20 protein-coding genes are annotated in these 20,373 nt (G+C 72.9%); 13 read left to right on the top strand and 7 right to left on the bottom strand.

From position 1 onward, the window contains the following. Positions 1-19 precede the first annotated feature (19 nt). Entirely contained in the window at positions 20-1,081 is a 1,062-nt protein-coding gene (locus CWOE_RS24740) for an AEC family transporter (RefSeq protein WP_041730928.1), read from the bottom strand. On the opposite strand from CWOE_RS24740, the gene CWOE_RS24735 reads away from it, so the two are divergent. After that, a complete protein-coding gene (locus tag CWOE_RS24735; protein ID WP_012936391.1) occupies positions 1,080-1,520 on the top strand; it encodes a SixA phosphatase family protein in 441 nt (146 codons plus the stop codon). The genes CWOE_RS24740 and CWOE_RS24735 overlap by 2 nt on opposite strands. Positions 1,521-1,568: 48 nt before the next feature. Here CWOE_RS24735 and CWOE_RS33055 read toward each other — a convergent pair whose 3' ends face one another. Continuing rightward, positions 1,569-1,763: a hypothetical protein gene (locus CWOE_RS33055; protein WP_012936390.1), complete on the bottom strand. Its 195-nt coding sequence runs from the start codon at positions 1,761-1,763 to the stop codon at positions 1,569-1,571. Between the two features lie 53 nt (positions 1,764-1,816). Here CWOE_RS33055 and CWOE_RS24730 point away from each other — a divergent pair, with 53 nt between their 5' ends. From CWOE_RS24730 to CWOE_RS24710, 5 genes are all read left to right on the top strand, one after another. Continuing rightward, on the top strand, positions 1,817-3,664 hold the full coding sequence (locus CWOE_RS24730; protein WP_012936389.1) for a thiamine pyrophosphate-binding protein: 1,848 nt from the start codon (positions 1,817-1,819) through the stop codon (positions 3,662-3,664). Between the two features lie 27 nt (positions 3,665-3,691). Then, entirely contained in the window at positions 3,692-4,471 is a 780-nt protein-coding gene (locus CWOE_RS24725) for a cyclase family protein (RefSeq protein ID WP_012936388.1), read from the top strand. A gap of 63 nt (positions 4,472-4,534) precedes the next feature. After that, positions 4,535-5,317 carry a hypothetical protein gene (locus CWOE_RS24720; RefSeq protein ID WP_012936387.1) on the top strand — a complete coding sequence of 261 codons (783 nt, stop codon included), beginning with the start codon at positions 4,535-4,537 and terminating at the stop codon, positions 5,315-5,317. A 94-nt stretch (positions 5,318-5,411) separates the two neighbouring features. Next, positions 5,412-6,839 carry an APC family permease gene (locus CWOE_RS24715; protein ID WP_012936386.1) on the top strand — a complete coding sequence of 476 codons (1,428 nt, stop codon included), beginning with the start codon at positions 5,412-5,414 and terminating at the stop codon, positions 6,837-6,839. Between the two features lie 24 nt (positions 6,840-6,863). After that, the gene (locus tag CWOE_RS24710; protein ID WP_012936385.1) at positions 6,864-7,643 is read left to right on the top strand and encodes an LLM class F420-dependent oxidoreductase; all 780 of its coding nucleotides are present in this window, start codon (positions 6,864-6,866) and stop codon (positions 7,641-7,643) included. A gap of 27 nt (positions 7,644-7,670) precedes the next feature. On the opposite strand, the gene CWOE_RS24705 is transcribed toward CWOE_RS24710, so the two are convergent. From CWOE_RS24705 to CWOE_RS24695, 3 genes are read right to left on the bottom strand one after another with little or no spacing between them, the layout of a single operon-like run. Continuing rightward, the gene (locus tag CWOE_RS24705; RefSeq protein WP_041730924.1) at positions 7,671-8,699 is read right to left on the bottom strand and encodes a hypothetical protein; all 1,029 of its coding nucleotides are present in this window, start codon (positions 8,697-8,699) and stop codon (positions 7,671-7,673) included. Between the two features lie 58 nt (positions 8,700-8,757). After that, the gene (locus tag CWOE_RS24700) at positions 8,758-10,416 is read right to left on the bottom strand and encodes a Mur ligase family protein (protein WP_012936383.1); all 1,659 of its coding nucleotides are present in this window, start codon (positions 10,414-10,416) and stop codon (positions 8,758-8,760) included. Next, a complete protein-coding gene (locus CWOE_RS24695) occupies positions 10,413-11,234 on the bottom strand; it encodes an alpha/beta fold hydrolase (protein WP_049793397.1) in 822 nt (273 codons plus the stop codon). Before CWOE_RS24695 ends, CWOE_RS24700 begins: the two co-directional genes overlap by 4 nt. A 97-nt stretch (positions 11,235-11,331) precedes the next feature. On the opposite strand from CWOE_RS24695, the gene CWOE_RS31385 reads away from it, so the two are divergent. Both CWOE_RS31385 and CWOE_RS24685 read left to right on the top strand, forming a co-directional pair. Continuing rightward, the gene (locus CWOE_RS31385; protein ID WP_012936381.1) at positions 11,332-12,651 is read left to right on the top strand and encodes a D-alanine--D-alanine ligase; all 1,320 of its coding nucleotides are present in this window, start codon (positions 11,332-11,334) and stop codon (positions 12,649-12,651) included. After that, complete coding sequence (locus CWOE_RS24685) at positions 12,651-13,580, top strand: D-alanine--D-alanine ligase family protein (protein ID WP_012936380.1); 930 nt, start codon at positions 12,651-12,653, stop codon at positions 13,578-13,580. Before CWOE_RS31385 ends, CWOE_RS24685 begins: the two co-directional genes overlap by 1 nt. A gap of 122 nt (positions 13,581-13,702) precedes the next feature. Here the strand turns inward: CWOE_RS24685 and CWOE_RS24680 are convergent, their stop codons facing one another. Beyond that, positions 13,703-14,302 (bottom strand): universal stress protein, encoded by a 600-nt coding sequence (locus CWOE_RS24680; RefSeq protein WP_012936379.1) that lies wholly within the window; start codon positions 14,300-14,302, stop codon positions 13,703-13,705. Positions 14,303-14,397: 95 nt separating this feature from the next. Between CWOE_RS24680 and CWOE_RS24675 the strand changes: the two genes are divergently transcribed. The 5 genes from CWOE_RS24675 (at position 14,398) to CWOE_RS24655 (ending at position 19,485) form a co-directional block, all read left to right on the top strand. Then, positions 14,398-15,642, top strand: coding sequence for a glycoside hydrolase family 3 N-terminal domain-containing protein (locus CWOE_RS24675; protein WP_012936378.1), 1,245 nt, complete (start codon positions 14,398-14,400; stop codon positions 15,640-15,642). Between the two features lie 166 nt (positions 15,643-15,808). Beyond that, positions 15,809-16,849, top strand: a complete 1,041-nt coding sequence (locus CWOE_RS24670) for an extracellular solute-binding protein (protein WP_012936377.1) — start codon at positions 15,809-15,811, stop codon at positions 16,847-16,849. Further along, complete coding sequence (gene cysT / locus CWOE_RS24665; protein WP_012936376.1) at positions 16,846-17,679, top strand: sulfate ABC transporter permease subunit CysT; 834 nt, start codon at positions 16,846-16,848, stop codon at positions 17,677-17,679. Before CWOE_RS24670 ends, cysT begins: the two co-directional genes overlap by 4 nt. After that, positions 17,669-18,478 (top strand): sulfate ABC transporter permease subunit CysW, encoded by an 810-nt coding sequence (gene cysW / locus CWOE_RS24660; RefSeq protein ID WP_012936375.1) that lies wholly within the window; start codon positions 17,669-17,671, stop codon positions 18,476-18,478. Before cysT ends, cysW begins: the two co-directional genes overlap by 11 nt. Next, complete coding sequence (locus CWOE_RS24655) at positions 18,475-19,485, top strand: sulfate/molybdate ABC transporter ATP-binding protein (protein ID WP_012936374.1); 1,011 nt, start codon at positions 18,475-18,477, stop codon at positions 19,483-19,485. The genes cysW and CWOE_RS24655 overlap by 4 nt, the downstream gene beginning before the upstream one ends. A gap of 7 nt (positions 19,486-19,492) precedes the next feature. On the opposite strand, the gene CWOE_RS24650 is transcribed toward CWOE_RS24655, so the two are convergent. After that, positions 19,493-20,332: an amidohydrolase family protein gene (locus CWOE_RS24650; RefSeq protein ID WP_012936373.1), complete on the bottom strand. Its 840-nt coding sequence runs from the start codon at positions 20,330-20,332 to the stop codon at positions 19,493-19,495. Positions 20,333-20,373 lie beyond the last annotated feature (41 nt).

The following is a 20,373-nucleotide window of genomic DNA, read 5'->3' as shown; positions in this document are numbered from 1 at the left end:
GCGCGCCGCCGCGACGGGTTCAGCCGAGCACGCCGGTCAGCGACAGCGCGAGCACGCCGACGATCGCGATCGACGTGCTCCACGTGATCGCGGAGGCGCACAGGCGCAGGTCGAGGCCGGTCGCGTGCGCGACGATCAGCGTGTTGAGCCCGACCGGCATCGCGGCGAGCAGGAGGTACGGCTCGGGCACGTCGAGGAACAGCGTGCAGAGCAGGAACAGCGCCGGCATCAGCAGCATCCGCAGCGCGACGACCGAGCCGACGGCGCGCGTCAGCGGCGGCGGGATCCGCAGCGTGCCGTCGTCGGCCTCGTCGGCGAGCGTCACGCCGACGGCGAGGAAGCCGAGCGGCAGCATCGCGAAGATCGCCACCTTCGCGGGCGTCAGCAGGAAATCGGGCGCCCACGCCTCCGGCACGAGCAGGCCGGCGCTGGCGGACAGCAGGATCGGGTTGCGCAGGACGACGGCGCGCGCGAGGTCGAGCGCGACCGCGCCCCGGCGGCCGGCGCCGTCCGCGGCGCGCCGTCCGGCCGCGTCGCCGAACGCGGCGCCGAGCGCGAAGCCGCCGACGGCGAACGTCGCGAGCGAGATCAGCACGTCGTAGACGATCGCCTGCGCCAGCCCGTGCTGGTCGAACAGGACCGCGCACAGCGGCAGGCCGAGATAGCCGGTGTTCGACTGCACCGAGCAGTGGACGTAGGCGCCGATCGAGCGGCGTTCGAGTCGCAGCGGGCCGCGCGCGAGCTGCCACGCGACGACGCCGGTGACGCCGAGCGCGGCGATCGCGATCAGCCCGCCGGCGAGCGCGTCCAGCTCGAGGTCGGCGTGCGCGAGGTTGACGTAGGTGGCGAACGGCGCGAGCACCCACAGCATCGAGCGCAGCGCGAAGCTCCGCGCGGCGTGCGCCGCGCGGTTCGAGCGCCGCTCGAGCGCGGCGCCGGCCGCGATCGACGCGGCGATCGCGACGACGATCGCGAGCACGGCGAGCAACGTAGCGCGGGCGCCGCCGCGGGCGCGCCGCGCCTCCTCCCGGCGCCGCGCCTCCTCGCTGGCCGCGACCGCCTCGACTAGGGTTGCGGCCATGATCTGGCTGCTGCGGCACGGCGACGCCGCGGACGCGCACGGCGACCAGGCCGACGCCGAGCGTCCGCTCACGGAGAAGGGGCGGGGTCAGGCGCGCGCCGCCGGGCTCGCACTCGCGCGGCTCGGCGTGCGGCTCGATGCCTGCCTGTCGAGCCCGCGTGTGCGCGCGCTCGACACCGCCACGCTCGCGTGCGATGCGCTCGGCATCGAGGTGCAGGTGGTCGCGCAGCTGAGCGGCGGCGCCTTCGACGCCGAGGAGCTGGCCGCGCCGCACGGCCGCGACGTGCTGCTCGTCGGCCATGAGCCCGACTTCTCGCAGGCCGTCGGCGAGCTGACCGGCGGTCTCGTGCAGATGAAGAAGGGCGGCCTGGCGGGGATAGAGGAGCGCGAGCTGCGCGTCCTGCTGCGCCCGGCCGAGCTGCGCGCGATCGCCGGCTGAGCGCGTCGCGCGGCCTGCGCGGCGGCGTCGCGCGGCGTCGCGCGGCGCCTACTTCGACGGCTGCTCGCTGCGCCTCGACAGCGGCTGTGCGCGCGGTTGCGGGAACGCCTGCTGGTCCTGCTCGGCGCCCGCCGTGCGCGGCGAGGGAAGCTCCCGGCCGCATGCTCCGCAGTGCTCGCGGTTGGACCAGTACGCGACGCTGAAGGTGCGGTGGCCGCAGTGAGGACAGGCAACGTAGGGCATCGCTGCCCTCCTCTCGAACCGAGACGAGGCGCTCCCGTGCGCCGGTGTCGGTTATGTACCGCAGTGCCGGGGCGGGGAAACCGTCCTCGGCGCGGCGGCGTTCGACCCGCACCGCGCTCACGTACGATGCGCGCGTGAGCGCGGCGAGCGAGCAGCAGCAGACGGTCGCCGGCGCGGTCGGGCGGACGCTCGCCGCGGCCGGTGTCGGCACCGTCTTCGGTGTGCTCGGGAGCGGCAACCTCGTCGTCACCAACGCGCTCGTCACCGGCGGCGCGCGCTTTCTCGCGGCGCGCCACGAGGGCGGCGCGATCTGCATGGCGGACGGCTGGGCGCGCGTCAGCGGCGAGGTCGGCGTCTGCAGCGTCCACCAGGGGCCGGGGCTGACGAACGCGATCACCGGGCTCGCGGAGGCGGCCAAGAGTCACACGCCGCTGCTCGTGCTCGCGGCCGACACGCCCGCCGCCGACGTCCATTCGAACTTCCGCATCGACCAGGCGGGCCTGGTCGAGTCGGTCGGCGCCGCCGCCGAGCGCGTCGAGAGCGCGGCGAGCGCCTGCGCCGACGCGCTGCGCGCGCTGGGTCGCGCCGCGCGCGAGCGCCGCCCGGTGGTCCTGATGCTCCCGCTCGACGTCCAGGCCGCGCCGGCGCCGCCGATCAGTGGTGAGTTTCGGGTCCAGGAGACCCAAGACTCGCCACTGATCGGCGACGCGCCAGAACTCGCGGCGGTCGTGGAGCTGCTGCGCGGCGCGGCAAGGCCCGTGATCGTCGCGGGGCGCGGGGCGGTGCTGAGCGACGCGGGGCCGGCGCTGGAGCGGCTGGGGGCGCGCTGCGGGGCGCTGCTGGCGACCTCGGCGCCGGCAAACGGGCTGTTCGCCGGCAACCCCTGGGCGCTCGGAATCGCTGGCGGCTTCTCCTCGCCGCTCGCGCAGGAGCTGCTGCCGCAGGCCGACCTCGTGCTCGCGTTCGGCGCGACGCTCAACCACTGGACGACGCGGCACGGGACGCTGTTCGGGAGCGCGCCGGTCGTCCAGGTCGACGTCGAGCCGGCGGCACTCGGCGTCCACGGCCCGCGTGCGGCCGCGGTCGCGGGCGACGCGGCGGCGGTCGCCGAGGCGCTCGCGGCGGCGCTGCCCGCGGCCGCACCCACGCAGGAGCCGCGCGCCGCGGTCGGCTGGCGGATGCAGGCGATCGGGGAGCAGATCGCCGCGCGCGGCTGGGCGCAGGAGCCGCTGGCTGCCGCCGAGGCGGGCGAGCCGAGCGGCGCGGCCCCGCCGGTCGCGAGCGGCGCGGGCGAGCCGAGCCGCGCGGCCGACGCGAGCGGGACCGGCTTCGTCGACCCCCGCACGCTCACGCTGGCGCTCGACGCGATCCTGCCGGACGATCGCACCGTCGCGGTCGACTCCGGCCACTTCCTCGGCTGGCCGGCGATGTACTTGCGCGTGCCGGACGCGCGCGCATGGGTCTTCCCGAACGGCTTCCAGGGCGTCGGGCTCGGGCTCGGCTGCGCGATCGGCGCCGCGGTCGCGCGGCCCGACCGCGTGACCGTCGCCGCGCTCGGCGACGGCGGCTGCTTCATGGCCCTGCCCGAGCTGGAGACAGCCGCGCGGCTGAGACTCAGGCTGCTCGTGCTCGTCTACGACGACGCCGCCTACGGCGCCGAGGTGCACCACTTCGCGCCCGCCGGACACGACCTCACCGGCGTGCGCTTCCCCGACGCCGACCTCGCCGCACTGGGCCGCGCGGCGGGGGCGCAGGGCGTCACCGTCCGCAGCGTCGAGGACCTCGGCGCGGTCACTGCGTGGCTGGCCGGCGACGGTCCGCCGTCGCCGCTCGTCGTCGATGCGAAGGTCGATCCCACCATCTGCGCGGCGTGGCTCGAAGACGCCTTCCGCGCCGGCTGAGCCCGGATGAGAGAACCGAGGAGAACGATGTCCGCCACCACCATCGCCGCGCTGATCGACGCGCTCGGCGACGCGTCCGTCCAGGTCGTCGACCTGACGCAGCCGCTGAGCGAGCGCACGCCCGTGATCCAGCTGCCGGAGCCGTTCGCGAACACGCCGCCGCTGCGGCGCCGCGAGCTGAGCAGATACGACGACAGAGGCCCGATGTGGGCGTGGAGCGTGCTGGAGATCGGCGAGCACACCGGCACCCACTTCGACGCGCCGATCCACTGGATCAGCGGGAGGGACGGCGAGGACGTCGCCTCCGTGCCGCCGTCCAAGCTCGTCGGTCCCGCGGTCGTCGTCGACAAGACCGCCGAGGTGCAGCGCGACCCCAGCTACCTGCTGACGGTCGCGGACCTCCAGCACCACGAGCGCGAGCACGGCCGCATCCCCGACGGCGCCTGGCTGCTGTTCCGCACCGGTTGGGAGCGTCACGCGCACGACGCCGAGGCGTTCCTCAACGTCGGCGAGAACGGCCCCGTCACGCCCGGTCCGGACGCGGCGGCCACGCGCTGGCTCGCCGAGGAGCGCGCGGTCGCCGGCTTCGGCGTCGAGACGGTCGGCACCGACGCCGGCGCCGCCGGCGGCTTCGATCCGCCGTTCCCGGCCCACAACCACCTGCTCGGCGCCGGCGTCTACGGCCTCACGCAGCTCGCGAACCTCGGCGAGCTGCCGGTCACGGGCGCGCTGCTGGTCGTCGCCCCGCTGCGGCTCGTCGACGGCACCGGCAGCCCCGCGCGCGTGCTGGCGCTCGTGCCGGCGTAGCGCCGTGTCCGGGCATCGGCGCGGCGCTTGACATGCCCCACGGCAGGTCTAGCGTGAGCGGTGATGCCGTTCACGACGACCGATCGGCTGCCGCCGTTCACCGGCGGGCCGGGCACGTCCAGCTTCGCCCGTGCGCGCGATCTGCGCGTCGTCGCGCACGCACGTGAGCTGGCGAGCGACGCGCTCGGCGGGCGGACCGTCTGGTGCGTCGCCGCGTCGCCACCGGCACGGGCGGCCGCGGCCGAGCTGCGCGCCTGTCTCAGCACACCGGCGGAGGACGCGATCGCGGTCGGCGAGCACGCGGTCGGCGCCGACTCCGACGCGGACGTCGAGCTGCGCCAGCTCGCCGCGCTGCTCGACGACATGCTCGGCGGGGTCGCGCCGGGACCCGTCGCCCGCGGCGGATTGAGCGCACACGAGCGGGCGGTCTACGCGGCGGGCGCGGACGAGGGCGAGGCGCTGCTCGGCGCCGGCGTGCGCGCCGGCGACGTCGTCGTCCTGCACGACGCGCTCGCGGCCGTGCTGGCCGAGGCGGCGCGGGCGCGCGGCGCGCACGTGATCAGGCACGTGAACGCGCCGGTGCGCGGTCCGGCGGCCGCGGAGGCCTGGGCCTTCCTGCACGCGTTCGAGCACGCTGTCGACGCCTACGTCGTCGCCGGGCCCGCTCCCGACCGGCTGGCGGCGGCGATGCCGTCGCCGAGCCACGTCGCGCTGAAGGAGGTCGCGCCGGGCGCGACCGGGGCCGGCCTCGGCTGGCGCGCGGTGCTGGCCGACGTCATCGGCGAGGACCGCGACGAGCACGTCGGCGGGACGCTGCACGCACGGCCCGTCGTCGCCGTCCGCTGACGTTCCAAGGCAACTCCGTCACAAACGACCCCTGAGCCGCCCGCCGGCCGCGCCCGGCGGATGGCGGACCGCTGAGCCGGGTACGGATGCGGCCATGGGAGCGACGAAGAGACGGTTCGGGGGCGGCAGAAGGCCGCTGCACGCCGGCGGCACGGCCGGCGTCGAGGCGGAGGCGCGCGAGCGCGCCGAGGCGCCCGGCGGTCTGAAGAAGGCGATCGGCCGCAACATGCTGCTCTTCTTCGTCGTCGGCGACGTGCTCGGCGCGGGCATCTACGCGCTCGTCGGCGAGGTCGGCGGGCGCGTCGGCGGAGCGATCTGGACGTCGTTCGCGGTCGCGCTGGCGCTCGCGTTCCTGACCGCGTTCGCCTACGCCGAGCTGGTCACGAAGTACCCGCGCGCGGCGGGCGCGGCGCTGTATGTCAACAAGGCGTTCCGCATGCCGTTCCTGACGTTCCTCGTCGCGTTCGCGGTGATGTGCTCGGGGATCACGTCGGCCGCGACGCTGTCGACCGCGTTCGGCGGCGACTACCTGAAGCAGTTCCTCGACGTGCCGACCGTGATGGCGGGGCTCGTCTTCATCATCGTCGTCGCGCTGATCAACTTCCGCGGCATCTCGGAGTCGGTGAAGCTCAACATCGGCCTCACGTGCATCGAGCTGGGCGGCCTGCTGCTGATCACCGTGATCGCCGCGGCGGCGGTCCTCAACGGCGACGGCGACGCCGGTCGCGCGCTCGACTTCAAGGAGGGCGAGACCGTCCCGATCGCGATCCTCGCCGGCGCCGCGCTCGCGTTCTACGCGCTGATCGGCTTCGAGGACTCGGTCAACGTCGCGGAGGAGACCGAGCAGCCGCAGCGCGACTATCCGCGCGCGCTGTTCGGCGGCCTGCTCGCGGCGGGCGTCGTGTATCTCACCGTCACGGTGCTCGCCTCGATGGCCGTGCCGACCGACAGACTCGCCTCCTCGACCGGCCCGCTGCTGGAGGTCGCGCAGGTCGGCCCGCTGTCGATCGACCCGAAGGTGTTCGCCGCGATCGCCCTGTTCGCCGTCGCCAACGGCGCGCTGATCAACATGATCATGGCCTCCCGCCTCGTCTACGGGATGAGCCGCGAGGGGATCGTGCCGCGCTTCTTCGGCGGCGTCCACAAGGGCCGTCAGACGCCGCTGCCGGCGATCGTCTTCACGACTGCGCTGTGCATGCTGCTGATCGCGATCGGGACGCTCGAGAAGCTCGCCGACACGACCGTGACGCTGCTGCTGTGCGTGTTCATCCTCGTCAACGTCTCGGTGCTCGTGCTGCGCAGAGACCCTGTCGACCACGACCACTTCCACGCGCCCAGCGCGATCCCGGTGATCGGAGCGGTCGTCTGCGCGACGCTGCTGACGCAGCAGCCGTCCAGCTCGTTCCCGCTCGCCGGCGGGCTGATGGCGCTCGGCGTCGTCCTCTACTTCGTCAGCCGCCGGGCGACGGGACCGACCGACATGGACACGGGGCGGCTGGAGGCGGTCGAGCACCCGCGGTAGACGGTCGCGCTACCTTCAGGTGCCATGACACGCGTGCGCATCGGCATCCAGGTCCAGCCCCAGCACGCCGACTTCGACGCGATGCGCCGCGCGTGGCGCGAGGCGGAGGAGCTCGGGGTCGACACGATCTTCTGCTGGGACCACTTCTTCCCGCTCTACGGCGATCCCGGCGGGAAGCACTTCGAGGGGATCGCGACGCTCGCGGCGCTGGCGCAGGCGACCGAGCGCGCGCACGTCGGCGCGCTGGTGACGTGCAACTCCTACCGCAACCCCGAGCTGCTGGCCGACGCGCACCGCACGATCGACCACATCTCCGGCGGTCGCGCCATCTTCGGCGTCGGCGCCGGCTGGTTCCAGAGAGACTACGACGAGTACGGCTACGAGTTCGGCACCGCGCCGGACCGGCTGCGCGCGCTGAGAGCGGCGCTGCCGCGGATCCGCGAGCGGCTCGGCAAGCTCAACCCGCCGCCGCTCGGCAGACTGCCGCTGCTGGTCGGCGGATCCGGGGAGAGAGTGACGCTGCGGCTCGTCGCGCAGCACGCGGACATGTGGCACGGCTTCGGCGGCGCGGAGACGTACCGCCGCAAGAACGAGATCCTGCTCGGTCACTGCGCCGAGGTCGGCCGCGACCCGGCCGAGATCGAGCGTACGTGGGCGATCCCGCCCGACGACATCGGCCGCGCCGACGAGCTGGTCGCCGCGGGCGTCGAGCACGTGATCGTCGGGATCGGCGGCAGCGAGGACGGCGGCGGCTACGACCTCGCGCCGCTGCGGGAGCTCGTCGCCTGGCGGGACGGTCGCTGACGGCCTACGGCGAGGACTGTCGAACGCTCAACGTCGACGGCGCTTGCCTCGGTTCGTGGGCGATCCGGTCGGATCAGCGAAGTCGTTCAACGAGAGCGTCCGGTCGATCCCGATCAGCACCTCGACCTGCTCCCATCTCCGCAGTCCGGGAACGACGAACCTCTGGTTGCCCTCTTCGAGGCGGCCGAGCGCAAGCCGGTTCTCCTGGGCGATCTGCAACAGGCGCAGGACGGTGTGGGAGCGCTCGACCAACTCGTCCAAGCCGACCTTCGCGACCATCTGCAGGCGCAGCAGGTTCCGCTCTCTCACCAACCGCAGCAGGTCAGCCCGCTGGGCGGGGCTGGCCTTGAACATGATCGGCTGGTCGGTCGGCGAGCGGCGTGCCTGCGACTCGATCGGCTCAGTCGTGTAGGAGAACAGCGGCGCCTCGAGGTCCGTCTTCCGCTCGTCGATCGCCTCTTCAGTTGGGGTGCCGAACGGACGGAGCGGCAACTTCAACCCATGTTTGTACTGGACGTGAAAATCCTCGAAGGAACGGTAGAACGTTGCCGTCTCGCGGACCATCGCTCCAAGACGAACGCGCCCCTCCTCGGCGTGCGCGACGGCCGCGTCAGGATCGCCTGCACGGGTCAGCCCTTCACGCACCACCTCCGGTGGTGGAACCAAAAAGAGCTGGCTGATGGTGGCGTCATCGGCTCTGTCGAGCTTGCGCCCGAACTCGACGACCTTTCCGGCGCCGTAGTTGGCCATGTCGCGAGCGAAGTAGATCGGCTCGCGCAGAAACCGCAGAAGCGCGAACAGATCCTCGCAGTGCTGCGCAGCTTCGTTCACGGCGGCCGCCGTGATGCCGAGTGAGAGCGGGCCGTAGGCGTACGTATCCTCGGCCCAGCTCTCGTTTCCGTCCGCCTCCGCGGCCGCCAGCGCACCGAGGGACACCGGGTCGGCACGCATCTGGCGCAGGCCGAGAATCAGGATCCAACGCCACGCGGGATCCCACGAGGCGAAAAAGCTCCGGACGGAGTCTTCGTTCGCGGCTCGACGCTGCTCCCTGTTCACAAGACCTAGGTTCCCCGCGGCCCGACGAGATGGCCGATCGGACGTCAGAAGCGCGCCGCTAGGCGTACACGTCGGGCAGGTCGTTCTCGAACAGAACGACGTCGCCGGAGCGCGTCAGCTCGGCGACCTTCGCGTGTGCGGCGGGGCCGTCCGGCAGCACCAGGATCCGCTCCTCCGGCGCTCCGGCGGCGCGCATCCCCGCGGCGACGTCCTCGCCGCGCGCGCCGATCAGGATCGCGATGTCCGCGACGCCGGCCGCCAGCTCGCCGAGCCGGCGGTTCTCCTCCTGCTCGCGCGCGCCCAGCTCGACCATCCCGGGCGTGACGAGCAGCCGCCGCGTCGCCGGGTGGTCGCGCAGCACGCCGAGCGCTGCTGCGGCGCCCTCGGGGTTGGCGTTGTAGGAGTCGTCGATCACGACGATCCCGGCGGCTCTGTTGACGATCGGGGCGAGCCGGTGGTCGGGCGGCGTGACGCGGCCGAGCGCGCGCGCGACATCGGCGAGCGCCAGCCCGTGGCCGATCCCGACCGCCGCGGCGGCGAGCAGGTTCGCGACGTTGTGGTCGCCGAGCAGTCGCGCGCGCACGTCGGCGCGCTGCTCGCCGGCGGCGGCACCGCCGTCGCCGCTCGCCCCGCCGTCGCCGCTCGCTCTCGCGACGAGCGTGAAGTGCGTTCTGCCGTTCTCCAGCCGCACGTCCTCGGCCCAGACGTCGGCGTCGGGGTGCGGCGCGGGCGCGAACAGCAGCGCGCGCGCGGCCGAGCGCGTGCGCGCGACGCGCAGCGTCCGCTCGTCGTCGGCGCGCGTGACGAAGAGGCCCTCGGCCGGCAGCGCATCGGCCAGCTCGCCCTTCGCCTGCTCGGTCACGTCGAGCGAGCCGAAGCGCTCCAGGTGCGCGGGGCCGATCGCCGTCAGCACGCCGATCCGCGGGTGCACGAGGTCGCACAGCTCCTGCACGTCGCCGCGGCGGTAGGCGCCCATCTCGACGACGAACGACTGGTGCTGCGGCTGCAGGCCCTCGTTGATCGCGCGCACGACGCCGAGCGTGCTGTTGAACGAGGCCGGCGTCGGGTAGGCGGGGCCGAGCAGCTCCAGCACCTCGGTCACGCACGCCTTCGTCGTCGTCTTGCCGTACGAGCCGGTGATGCCGACGACGAGCGGTCTGACGTCGCGCAGGCGCTGCTCGGCGCTGCGGAGGAAGCGGCGGTTGTCGGCCTGCTGGACCGGTCTCAGCATGCGGTTGACGACCCCGCCGAGCAGCCACGGCGCGACCAGCAGCAGCACCGCGCCGACCGCGCCGGTGACCGCGGGCCCGACCGCGCTGTCGCCGCCGAGGACGACCGCGATCGCCAGCACGAGCACGGCGATCGCGAGCTGGAGGCCGAAGAGGCGTCTCGCGCGCGGGGTGAAGACGAGCGGCTTGATCGTCTCGCGCGTCCAGACGACGCGCGCGGCGCGCGCGGCCATCGCGACGAGGCCGACCGCCAGCACGACGCCGACGACGCCGCTCGCATTCGCGCCGACCGCGCAGGCGGTGCCGGCGACGACCAGCAGCCCGGCCTCCGGCAGCGCGAGCCGGACCCCGTACGCCTGCGAGATCCACAGGTAGAGGCGGCGCGCCTCGTAGTGCTCCTGCTGGAAGACGTGCAGCAGCAGGTGGCTGGCGCCGGCCAGCGCGACGAGCGCGGCGATGCCGACGAGGGCGGAGGTGAGCAGGGTCATCTGGTGGGCGCGCTCGCGGGCGGCGCGAGGAAATGGGCGGCGATCACGTTGAACTCGCCGGCGCGCTCGGCGTAGGCGAAGTGGCCGCCGCCTCTGAGCACGACGAGGCCGGCGCCGGGGATCTCGCGCTCCATCCGCTCGGCCATCCAGAGCGGCGTGTCCTCGTCGTCCGGTCCCCAGATCAGCAGCGTCGGCGCGTCGACCTGCGGCAGACGGGGGGAGAGGTCCTCCGCGAGCACGTTGCGCAGCGTGCCGCGCAGCGCCTCCGGCGCGGCGAGCCAGTCGGCCGACGCGGCGCGCGCGCGAATCTTCTGCTGCACGCGCTTGCCGGGCGGACCGCCGACGGCGCCGGCGACGCGGCCGGCCTTCGCCATCCCGACCTTCGCGTAGTACGACGGTCTGCGTCTCGGCTTGATGCCGGCGGCGCCGGTCAGGACCATCCGCTCGATCCGCCCGCTGGTCGCGGGATCGCTCGCGAGCACGAGCGAGATCGCGGCGCCGCGCGAGTGGCCGACGAGCGCGAACCGCTCGATCCCGAGCTGGTCGGCGAGTCTCAGCACGAGCCGCGCGTAGTCGGCGTTGGACCAGGCGGCGGGGACCATGTCGGACTCGCCGAAGCCGGGCAGGTCGAGCGCGACCAGCTCGACCTTGTCGCGCAGGCCGGCGAGGATCGAACCGACCGCGTCGATGCTCGCGCCCCATCCGTGGAGCACGACGACGACGCGGGGACGGTCGATCCCCGCGGGTCTGGTGTGCGCGACGCGCAGTCTGAGGCCGTCGACGGTGACGGTGGAGGTCGTCTCGGAGGTGGCCGGCAAAACGTCATCAAAGGTAACCCAAAACGGACTCACCGAGATCGCTCTGGGTTCCCAGGCGATATCGGTTTCGCTGGGCGAGCGGCTAGCCTTCCGCCCCATGCCCCTCCCCTCCGGACAGACCGTCGGCGTCGTCTTCGGCGGCCCCTCGGTCGAGCACGACGTCTCGATCATCACCGCGCAGCAGGCGATGGCGGTGCTCTCCGAGCGCCACACGGTGGTTCCGCTCTACATCGGCAAGGACGGCCGCTGGTGGACGGGCGAGGAGCTGCGCGACGTGTCCGCCTTCACGCAGGCGCCGCCGCGCGGCGCGCGGGCGGTCGAGCTGCGGCTGGGGGCGGCGGACGGCCCGTTCGTCGAGCCGTCGACGTCGCGCCTGCGCGGCGACAGAGCGCTGGCGATCTCCGTCGTGCTGAACGCGATCCACGGGACCGGCGGTGAGGACGGCGCGCTGCTCGGCGCGCTGGAGCTGTCCGGTGTACCGCACGCGGGTCGCGGCGTCGCGGCGTTCGCGGTCGGGATGGACAAGCACCTCGCCAAGACCGTGTTGAGGGAAGCGGGCATCGACGTCCTGCCGCACCGCCGGATCGAGCGCGGCGAGTGGGAGCACGACCGCGCCGCGGTGCTGCGCTCGGTCGCGGACGAGGTCCCGCTGCCGTGCGTCGTCAAGCCGGCGACGCTCGGCTCCTCGATCGGCGTCGCGCGCTGCGCCGATCCGGCCGAGGTCGAGGAGGCGCTGGAGCTGGCGTTCGAGCTGGACCGCCAGGCGGTCGTCGAGCCGTTCGCGACCGGCGCGACCGAGCTGAACTGCGCGGTGCTGGGGCGGCCCGGCGGCGAGCTGCGGGTCTCCGAGGTCGAGCGGCCGCTCGGCGGCGAGGCCGGCCTGACGTTCGAGGACAAGTACCTCAGCAGCGGTGGCGGCAAGGGCGGCACCGGCGGCGGCGCGAAGGGCGGCGGCGCGAAGGCGGCCGGCGAGGGCGCGGCCGGCGGCAGCAAGGCTGCCGGCGGCGGCGGTGCGGGCGGCGCCGGCGGCGGCGCGAAGGGGGGCGACGGTGACCGCGCGGGCGGCGGCATGGCCGCGCAGGGTCGCGTGATCCCGGCCGACATCGCGCCGGAGCTGCGCGAGCGCGTGCGCGCCGAGGCGGCGAAGGCCCATCGTGCGCTGCGCGTCGCCGGCGTGGTGCGCTACGACTTCTTCGTGCTGCCGGACCCCGACGGCGGCGCCGAGCGCATCTGCGTCAACGAGCCGAACACGGTCCCCGGCTCGTTCGCCTTCTACCTGTTCGAACCCGAGGGGCTCGCGTTTCCCGACCTGCTCGACGAGCTGCTCGCGATCGGGCTCGCCGAGGCGCGCGAGGAGCGCTTGACGACGCGCAGCTTCGCGTCGGCCCTGATCGACCGCCACGCATCGGCGGCGTGATGAAGGCGCTCGTCGCCTACGGCGGGCGGTCGCTCGAGCGCGAGGTCAGCGCCCGCTCGGGGCAGCAGGCCGCGAAGGCGCTCAGACAGCTCGGGCACGCGGTCGAGCTGATCGACGTCGGCGCCGACTTCGTCGACGTCGTGCAGCGGGCGGAGCCGGACTTCGTCTTCATCGCGCTCCACGGCGTGGGCGGGGAGGACGGCACCGTCCAGGACCTGCTGGAGATCCTGCAGGTGCCGTACACGGGCTCGGACGCGCTTGCCTCCGCGCTCTGCCTCGACAAGCACACGTTCAAGAGCGTCTGCGAGCTGCGCGGCGTGCCGACGCCGCCGTGGCACTCGTTCACGAAGCAGGCGTTCGCGGACTACGGCGCGGGCAAGACGCTCGACGCGCTGTGGCAGCAGTTCGACGGCCGCGCGGTCGTCAAGCCGGCGCGCCAGGGCTCGTCGTTCGGGCTGAGCGTCGTGCAGGAGCGCGCGCAGCTCGGCGGCGCGGTGCTCGGCGCGATGTCCTACGACGACCGCGTGCTGCTGGAGCGCTACGTGCCGGGGCGCGAGCTGGCGGTGACCGTCCTCGGCCGCTCCGACGCGCCCGAGCCGCTGCCGGTCGTCGAGATCGTCATGGCCTCGGAGGAGTACTACTCGTTCCAGGCGCACTACGAGATCGGCCAGTCGGAGGTCCGGCTCGCCGGCCTCCCGGACGCGGTCGACGCGCACGTCAGAGCGATCGCGGCCGAGGCCTACTCGGCCGCCGGCTGCCGCGACTTCGCCCGCGTCGACATCCGCCTGGAGGGCGACGAGCCGTGGGTGCTGGAGATCAACACGATCCCCGGCCTGACCGAGACCGGCCCGACCCCGCTCGCCGCCGAGCACGCCGGCCTCACCTTCGCGCAGCTGATCGAGCGGATCAGCGCGCGCGTCGTCGGCTGACGGCGCGCGCGCGGGGCGCGCCCCCGGCCACGCGTGCGCCCGCTCCGCCCTCCGCGCGGGAGGTGCGTCAATTTGGGTCCCCTCTAGGGCCTCAAACTGACGCACCTCCCGACCGGCGCGGACTACGCGGGCGGGTCCGGCTCGCGCTCGTCCTCCGCCGCCAGCTCCTCGTCGTTCAGCGGACGGCGGATCGCGAGCACGGGAACGCTCGTGTGACGCAGCAGCCGGCGCTGCACGCTCTCGATCGCCGCGGCGATCGGGCCGTGCTCGTGCGCGGCGAGCACGACGAGGTCGTGGTTGCCCTCCTCGGCGCGCTGGGCGATCAGGTGGGCCGCGTCGCCGTGCAGCAGCTGCGAGGTCACTGGCAGATCGTCGGGGATCGCGTCGACCAGCTCGCGCAGCCGCTTCTCGGCCGCCCGCTCGGAGCTGCCGTCTTCCGGCACCGCGAAGAGGCCGACCTGCGTCCACGCCGGCGCGGGCACGACGACGGTCAGCAGCGTCAGCCGCCCGTTCGTCGAGCGCACGATCTGAACCGCGAGCCCAACGGCGTCCCACGCCTCCGGCGTGCTGTCGACCGCGACGAGCACGTTGCGGGCGGACAGCTCGCGCAGCCTGTGCGGCCGGTGTGCTTCCGCGTCGGCCACCCCGCCCGCCTCCGTGTCCTCAGTGCCCGCCGCGGCGCTCTCCACATCGTGCTCCCGGCTCTGTTCCGTCTCGCTCATGCCTTCATTGTGCCCATGCGGTTGGCACGCAAAATCGGTGCGAACCGCGACAGTCACAACCGCACGAAAATGGCATCGCGCATAGCCTCCCGTCGATGTCCCGCCGTCGCTCGACCCACGGCCCGACCGCGATCCGCCGTCGCCGCATCGTGCTCGCACTGCTCGCCGTGCTCGCGCTGGCCGCCGGCGCGGCGATCGGCGCCACACGCGGCGGGGACGGAGGCGGGAGCGGCGAGCGCGCGGGCGGGGGTGCGGCCGACGGGGGTGCGGCCGAAGGGGGCGCCGCGGGGACGACCGCGAGCGAGCCGCCGGCCCAGACACCCGCCGATCGCGCTCAGGCGGCGGTGGCGCGGATGTCGCTGGAGCGGCAGGTAGGGCAGCTGCTGATCGTCTCGTTCTCCGGGACGACGGCGCCGGCGTACGTGACCGATGCGCTGCGTGGTGGGCGCGCGGCGGGGGCGATCCTGTTCGGCGGCAACGCGCCGTCGGCGGAGAGCGTCCGCGCGCTGAGCGCGCAGCTCCAGCGCGCCGCCGGCGGCGATGCGATCGTCTCGCTCGACCAGGAGGGCGGCGACATCCGCACGCTGCGGTTCGCGCCGCCGCCGGCCGGGCAGGCGAGCCAGCCGACGCCGGCCGCCGCGCGCGTCAGCGCCGCGACGACCGCCGCGGCGCTGCGCCAGGTCGGCGTCAACGTGACGCTCGGGCCGGTCGCCGACGTCGCCGCCACGACGCCCGGCTCGTTCATGGCCGGACGTGCGTTCCCCGGCGACGCGAGAGCGGTCGCTGACTCCGTCGCGGCGGCGGTCGGCGCGTATCGCAGAGCTGGGATCGAGCCGACGCCCAAGCACTTCCCCGGCGTCGGCGGCGCGACGCAGAACACCGACTACGACAGCGCCGCGATCGACCGTTCGCGCGCCCGGCTGATCGCCGAGGACCTCGCTCCTTACCGCGCCGCGCAACGAGCCGGCGCGCGGATCGTGATGACCGGCCATGCGCGCTTCCCCGCACTCGACGGCGCCAACATCGCCTCGCAGTCGCGCGCGATCGTCACGGACCTGCTGCGCGGCGAGCTGGGCTTCGACGGCGTCGTGATGACCGACTCGCTGGAGGCGAGAGCGGTCGACGCCGCCACGCCCGGCGAGGCCGACGTCGGCCTCGCCGCCGTTCGCTCGCTCGCCGCCGGCAACGACCTGCTGCTGCTGACCGGTCCCGGCTCCTTCCCGCTCGCGCGCGACGCGCTGATCGCCCACGCCCGCCGCGACAGAGCGATCCGCGTCCGCGTGGCCGAGTCCGCCGCCCGCGTGGTGCAGCTCCGCGCCGCACTCACCCAGCACCGCTGAGTCCCGGCCCCGCGGTCGTCCTGACTTCTGGTCGCCTGGCGACCAAGAGACAGGACGATCGACACCGCATCGATTCCGCAGCAAACTTGTTATGCCGACCAGAATGGTGCGGAATCTGTAATATGCGCAATCCCTATCCGATTTCGACTGTTTCTGGGAGGAACTCGTGAAATCACGCACCCCCGTCGTCCTCGCCCTCATCGCAACTCTCGTCGCCCTCGTGGTCGCCGGCTGCGGTGGCGCGTCGGACGAGAAGGGTGGGGACGCGTCGGCGAGCGGATCGAGCGACGCTGACACGACGCTGTCGCTCGTGGCGTACTCCACGCCCGAGGTCGTCTACGACGAGATCATCCCCGACTTCGCGAGAACCGCCGACGGCAGAGGCGTCGCGTTCAAGACGTCGTTCGGCGCCTCCGGCGACCAGAGCCGCGCGGTCGAGGCGGGCCAGAAGGCCGACGTCGTCTCGTTCTCGGTCGAGCCCGACATGACGCGCCTGACGGACGCCGGTCTCGTCGCCGACGACTGGAACAGAGGCGCCAACAGAGGCCTCGTCACGACCTCCGTCGTCTCCTTCGTGGTTCGCAGAGGCAACCCCAAGAACTTCAGAACGTGGGACGACCTGCTCAGACCGGGCGTGAAGGTTCTGACGCCGAACCCGTTCACCTCCGGCGCGGCGAAGTGGAACCTGCTCGCGGCGTACGGCCAGGCGGCGAGAGGCGGCGCGGACCCCGAGGCCGGCCTCGCCTACGTCAGAACGCTGATCAACGACCACGTGCCGGTGCAGGACAGATCGGGCCGCGAGGCGCTGCAGAACTTCATCAACGGCGACGCCGACGTGCTGCTCTCCTACGAGTACGAAGCGACCACCGCGCAGAAGAAGGGCGAAGAGGTCGACTACGTCATACCTGACGACACGATCAGAATCGACATCGACATCGCGACGACGAGAGACGCGCCGGCAGAGGCGAGAACGTTCCTCGACTACGTGCTGTCGGAGCCCGCTCAGCAGCGCTTCGCCGACTGGGGCTACCGCCCGGTCAACGAGACGGTCCTCGCGGCCAACAGAGCCAGATTCCCGACGCCGTCCGGTCTCTTCACGATCGACGACCTCGGCGGCTGGTCGAGAGTGAACGACGAGTTCTTCGACATCGAGAACGGCTCGATCGCCAAGATCGAGGAAGAGGCGGGAGTGTCGACCGCCAAGTGAGCACGACCGCGATCACCGATCGCGTCCCCTCGCGGCGACGCCCAGCCTGGCGCTCCTCCGGAGCGCTGGCGATGGGCGTCGCCACGTTGTGGCTGTCGATCATCGTCCTGATTCCCCTCGCCGCCGTCGTGGTCCGTTCGACCGACGGCGGCTTCGACACGTTCTGGAACGCGGTCACGAGCAGACAGTCGCTCGCCGCGCTGCGCTTCACCGTGCTCGTGTCGCTGCTGACCGCGGCGATCAACGCCGCCTTCGGCACGCTGATCGCGTGGGTGCTCGTGCGCGACAGATTCGCCGGCAAGCGGCTCGTCAACGCGCTGATCGACCTCCCGTTCGCGCTGCCGACGATCGTCGCCGGCCTCACGCTGCTCGCGCTCTACGGGCCGAGAAGCCCGATCGGCGTCGACTTCGCCTACACGCAGGGGGCGGTCCTGCTCGCGCTCCTGTTCGTCACGCTGCCGTTCGTGATCCGCGCCGTGCAGCCGGTGCTGATCGAGCTCGACAGAGAGATGGAGCAGGCGGCGCTGTCGCTGGGCGCGAACAACCGCACGATCTTCCGCCGCATCGTGCTGCCGAACCTCGTCCCCGCGATCCTCAGCGGCGCCGGCCTGGCGTTCGCCCGCGCGGTCGGCGAGTTCGGCTCGATCGTGCTGATCTCGGGCAACATCCCGTTCGACACGCAGGTCAGCTCGGTCTACATCTTCAAGCAGATCGAGAGCGACAACCCGGTCGGCGCGGCGGCCGTCGCGACGGTGCTGCTGTTCGTCTCCGTGCTCGTCCTCGTCGGCATCCGCGGCCTCGGCCGCTGGGGGGCTCGTCATGACCGTTAGCCGTCCGTGGCGGATCGTGCTGCGCGTCGTGGGGCTCTCCTACCTCGCGCTGCTGCTGCTGATCCCGGTCGCGGTGATCTTCTACCGCACGTTCGAGAACGGCGTCGGCGCCGTCTGGGACTCGGTCACGACGCCGGCCGCGATCGCGGCGTTCACGCTGACGCTCGAGGTGACGCTGATCGCGGTGCCGCTCAACACGATCTTCGGGATCGTGATGGCGATGTCGCTGGCGCGCGGCAGATTCCGCGGCAAGTCGATCCTCAACGCGCTGATCGATCTGCCGTTCGCGATCTCGCCGGTCGTGATCGGCCTCGCGCTGATCCTCGTCTACGGCGTCAACGGCTGGTTCGGCGAGGCGCTCGCGAACGCGGGCATCCAGGTGATCTTCTCGACGCCCGGCATCGTGCTCGCGACGATCTTCGTCTCGCTGCCGTTCGTCGTGCGCGAAGTGACGCCGGTGCTGAAGGAGGTCGGCGACGAGCAGGAGCAGGCCGCCGCGACGCTCGGCGCCAACCGCTGGCAGTCGTTCTGGCGGATCACGCTGCCCGCGATCCGGTGGGGCGTCGCGTATGGCGTCGTGCTGTCGGTCGCGCGCTCGATCGGCGAGTTCGGAGCCGTCTCGGTCGTCTCCGGCAAGATCTCCGGCGAGACCGAGACGCTGACCCTGCTGGTCGAGAAGCGCTTCGCCAACTTCGACCTCGCGGGCGCGTACGCGGCTTCGGCGCTGCTCGCCGTCATAGCGCTGCTGACGCTGCTCGCGATGACCCTGATCAAGCCGCGGCGGGAAGAGGAGCCATGATCGCAGTAGAAGGAATCTCCAAGCGGTTCGGCGACTACACCGCGCTCGACGACGTCTCGATAGAGGTGCCGGACGGCTCGCTGACCGCGCTGCTCGGCCCGAGCGGCAGCGGCAAGTCGACGCTGCTGCGGATCATCGGCGGGCTCGAGTCGCCCGACAGCGGGCGCGTGCTGATCCACGGCGAGGACGCCACGAGCGTGCCGCCGCAGCGGCGCGAGATCGGCTTCGTCTTCCAGCACTACGCGGCGTTCAAGCACATGACCGTGCGCGACAACGTCGCGTTCGGGCTCACGATCCGCAAGCAGCCGAAGGTGCAGATCGCGGAGCGCGTCGACGAGCTGCTGAGAATCGTCGGTCTCGCCGGCTACGCCAAGCGCTACCCCAACCAGCTCTCCGGCGGCCAGCGCCAGCGGATGGCGCTCGCCCGCGCGCTCGCGGTCGAGCCGCGCGTGCTGCTGCTCGACGAGCCGTTCGGCGCGCTCGACGCGAAGGTCCGCGCTGAGCTGCGCGAGTGGCTGCGGCGGCTGCACGACGAGGTCCACGTGACGACCCTGCTGGTCACGCACGACCAGGAGGAGGCGATGTCGATCGCCGACCACATCGCGGTCATGGACAACGCCAGAATCGAGCAGTTCGGCAGCCCGCGCGAGCTCTACGACGAGCCGTCGAACCCGTTCGTGATGGGCTTCCTCGGCCCGGTCAGCCAGCTCGGCGACCGGCTCGTGCGGCCGCACGACATCGCGCTCGGCGCGCAGTCGGAGGACGGCGCGCTCGAGGCGATGGTGAGCCGCGTGATCCACCTCGGCTTCGAGGTCCGCGTCGAGCTGATGCTGACGACCGGCGAGGCCGTCACCGCGCAGATCACGCGCACCGAGGCGGACGAGCTGGAGTTGGGCGTCGGCGACATCGTCTGGCTGCGTTCGGCCGGTTCGACCGCGCTGCGGGCCGAGCGGGCCGTCGCGCCCGAGCGGGCGAACGACGAGCCGCTGAGGGCGGCGGAGGCGTAGCAGGCGCTCACGGCAGTCTGAAGATCCGCCGCGCGTTGCTGCTGAGGAACAGCTCGGTCGCCTCGTCGTCGAGGCCCAGCTCGCCGAGTCCCTCGCGGCATCGCACCGGCGCGATCATCGGCCAGTTGGAGCCGAACAGCACGCGTCTGCGCCCGCGCCCGCGCATCCACTCGACGAACGGCGGCGGCAGCCGGTGCGCCGTGTAGGCGGACGTGTCGACGTGGAAGTTCGGGTACTTCGTCGCGAGCGAGATCACCTCGTCGACCCACGGGTAGCCGACGTGGCCGCCGACGACGACCAGCTCGGGGAAATCGAGCAGGACGCGGTCGAGGTACGGGATCGGGCGGCCGGGCTCGGACGGGCAGAGCGGCCCGGTGTGGCCGATCTGCGTGCAGAACGGGACGCCCAGCTCGACGCAGGCGACGTAGACGGGGTAGTAGCGGCGGTCGTCCGGCGGCAGGTCCCACAGCCACGGCACGACGCGGACCGCGACGAAGCCCTGCTCCTCGACGCGGTGGCGGATCTCGCGCACGGCGGCGACGGGGTCGCGCACGTCGACCGAGCAGACGCCGCAGAAGCGGTCCGGCGCCGCCGCAACGCAGGCGGCGACCTCGTCGTTGGAGATCAGCACGCCGGTCGGCCCGTGCCAGCCGCTCAGCAGCGCGGTTCCGACACCGCCCGCGTCCATCGCCGCGAGCGTCTGCTCCAGCCGCGGGGCCTCGCGCGGAAGCCCGCCCCAGCGCAGCAGCGTCTCCAGCCACGGCTGCGCCATGAAGCGCTCGTTCGGCTGCTGCGCCCACACGTCGATCGCGTCGCGCGGAGGAAGCTTCACATCTGAAGAGTTCATCTGTGAAGCATACTGCCGCGGACGTGCGATACTCGCCGCCG

Source organism: Conexibacter woesei DSM 14684 (assembly GCF_000025265.1).
Lineage (GTDB): Bacteria > Actinomycetota > Thermoleophilia > Solirubrobacterales > Solirubrobacteraceae > Conexibacter > Conexibacter woesei.
This window is presented reverse-complemented; position numbering and strand designations above follow the sequence as displayed.

What these genes read in the sequence shown, in the direction of transcription:
- CWOE_RS24735 (WP_012936391.1), top strand. Translation starts at nt 1,080, where the DNA reads ATGATCTGGCTGCTGCGGCACGGCGACGCCGCGGACGCGCACGGCGAC.
- CWOE_RS24650 (WP_012936373.1), bottom strand. Translation starts at nt 20,332, where the DNA reads ATGAACTCTTCAGATGTGAAGCTTCCTCCGCGCGACGCGATCGACGTG.
- CWOE_RS24675 (WP_012936378.1), top strand. Translation starts at nt 14,398, where the DNA reads ATGTCCCGCCGTCGCTCGACCCACGGCCCGACCGCGATCCGCCGTCGC.
- cysW (WP_012936375.1), top strand. Translation starts at nt 17,669, where the DNA reads ATGACCGTTAGCCGTCCGTGGCGGATCGTGCTGCGCGTCGTGGGGCTC.
- CWOE_RS24680 (WP_012936379.1), bottom strand. Translation starts at nt 14,302, where the DNA reads ATGAGCGAGACGGAACAGAGCCGGGAGCACGATGTGGAGAGCGCCGCG.
- CWOE_RS24655 (WP_012936374.1), top strand. Translation starts at nt 18,475, where the DNA reads ATGATCGCAGTAGAAGGAATCTCCAAGCGGTTCGGCGACTACACCGCG.
- CWOE_RS24725 (WP_012936388.1), top strand. Translation starts at nt 3,692, where the DNA reads ATGTCCGCCACCACCATCGCCGCGCTGATCGACGCGCTCGGCGACGCG.
- CWOE_RS31385 (WP_012936381.1), top strand. Translation starts at nt 11,332, where the DNA reads ATGCCCCTCCCCTCCGGACAGACCGTCGGCGTCGTCTTCGGCGGCCCC.
- CWOE_RS24730 (WP_012936389.1), top strand. Translation starts at nt 1,817, where the DNA reads ATGTACCGCAGTGCCGGGGCGGGGAAACCGTCCTCGGCGCGGCGGCGT.
- CWOE_RS24685 (WP_012936380.1), top strand. Translation starts at nt 12,651, where the DNA reads ATGAAGGCGCTCGTCGCCTACGGCGGGCGGTCGCTCGAGCGCGAGGTC.
- CWOE_RS24715 (WP_012936386.1), top strand. Translation starts at nt 5,412, where the DNA reads ATGGGAGCGACGAAGAGACGGTTCGGGGGCGGCAGAAGGCCGCTGCAC.
- CWOE_RS24720 (WP_012936387.1), top strand. Translation starts at nt 4,535, where the DNA reads ATGCCGTTCACGACGACCGATCGGCTGCCGCCGTTCACCGGCGGGCCG.
- CWOE_RS33055 (WP_012936390.1), bottom strand. Translation starts at nt 1,763, where the DNA reads ATGCCCTACGTTGCCTGTCCTCACTGCGGCCACCGCACCTTCAGCGTC.
- CWOE_RS24740 (WP_041730928.1), bottom strand. Translation starts at nt 1,081, where the DNA reads ATGGCCGCAACCCTAGTCGAGGCGGTCGCGGCCAGCGAGGAGGCGCGG.
- CWOE_RS24700 (WP_012936383.1), bottom strand. Translation starts at nt 10,416, where the DNA reads ATGACCCTGCTCACCTCCGCCCTCGTCGGCATCGCCGCGCTCGTCGCG.
- CWOE_RS24710 (WP_012936385.1), top strand. Translation starts at nt 6,864, where the DNA reads ATGACACGCGTGCGCATCGGCATCCAGGTCCAGCCCCAGCACGCCGAC.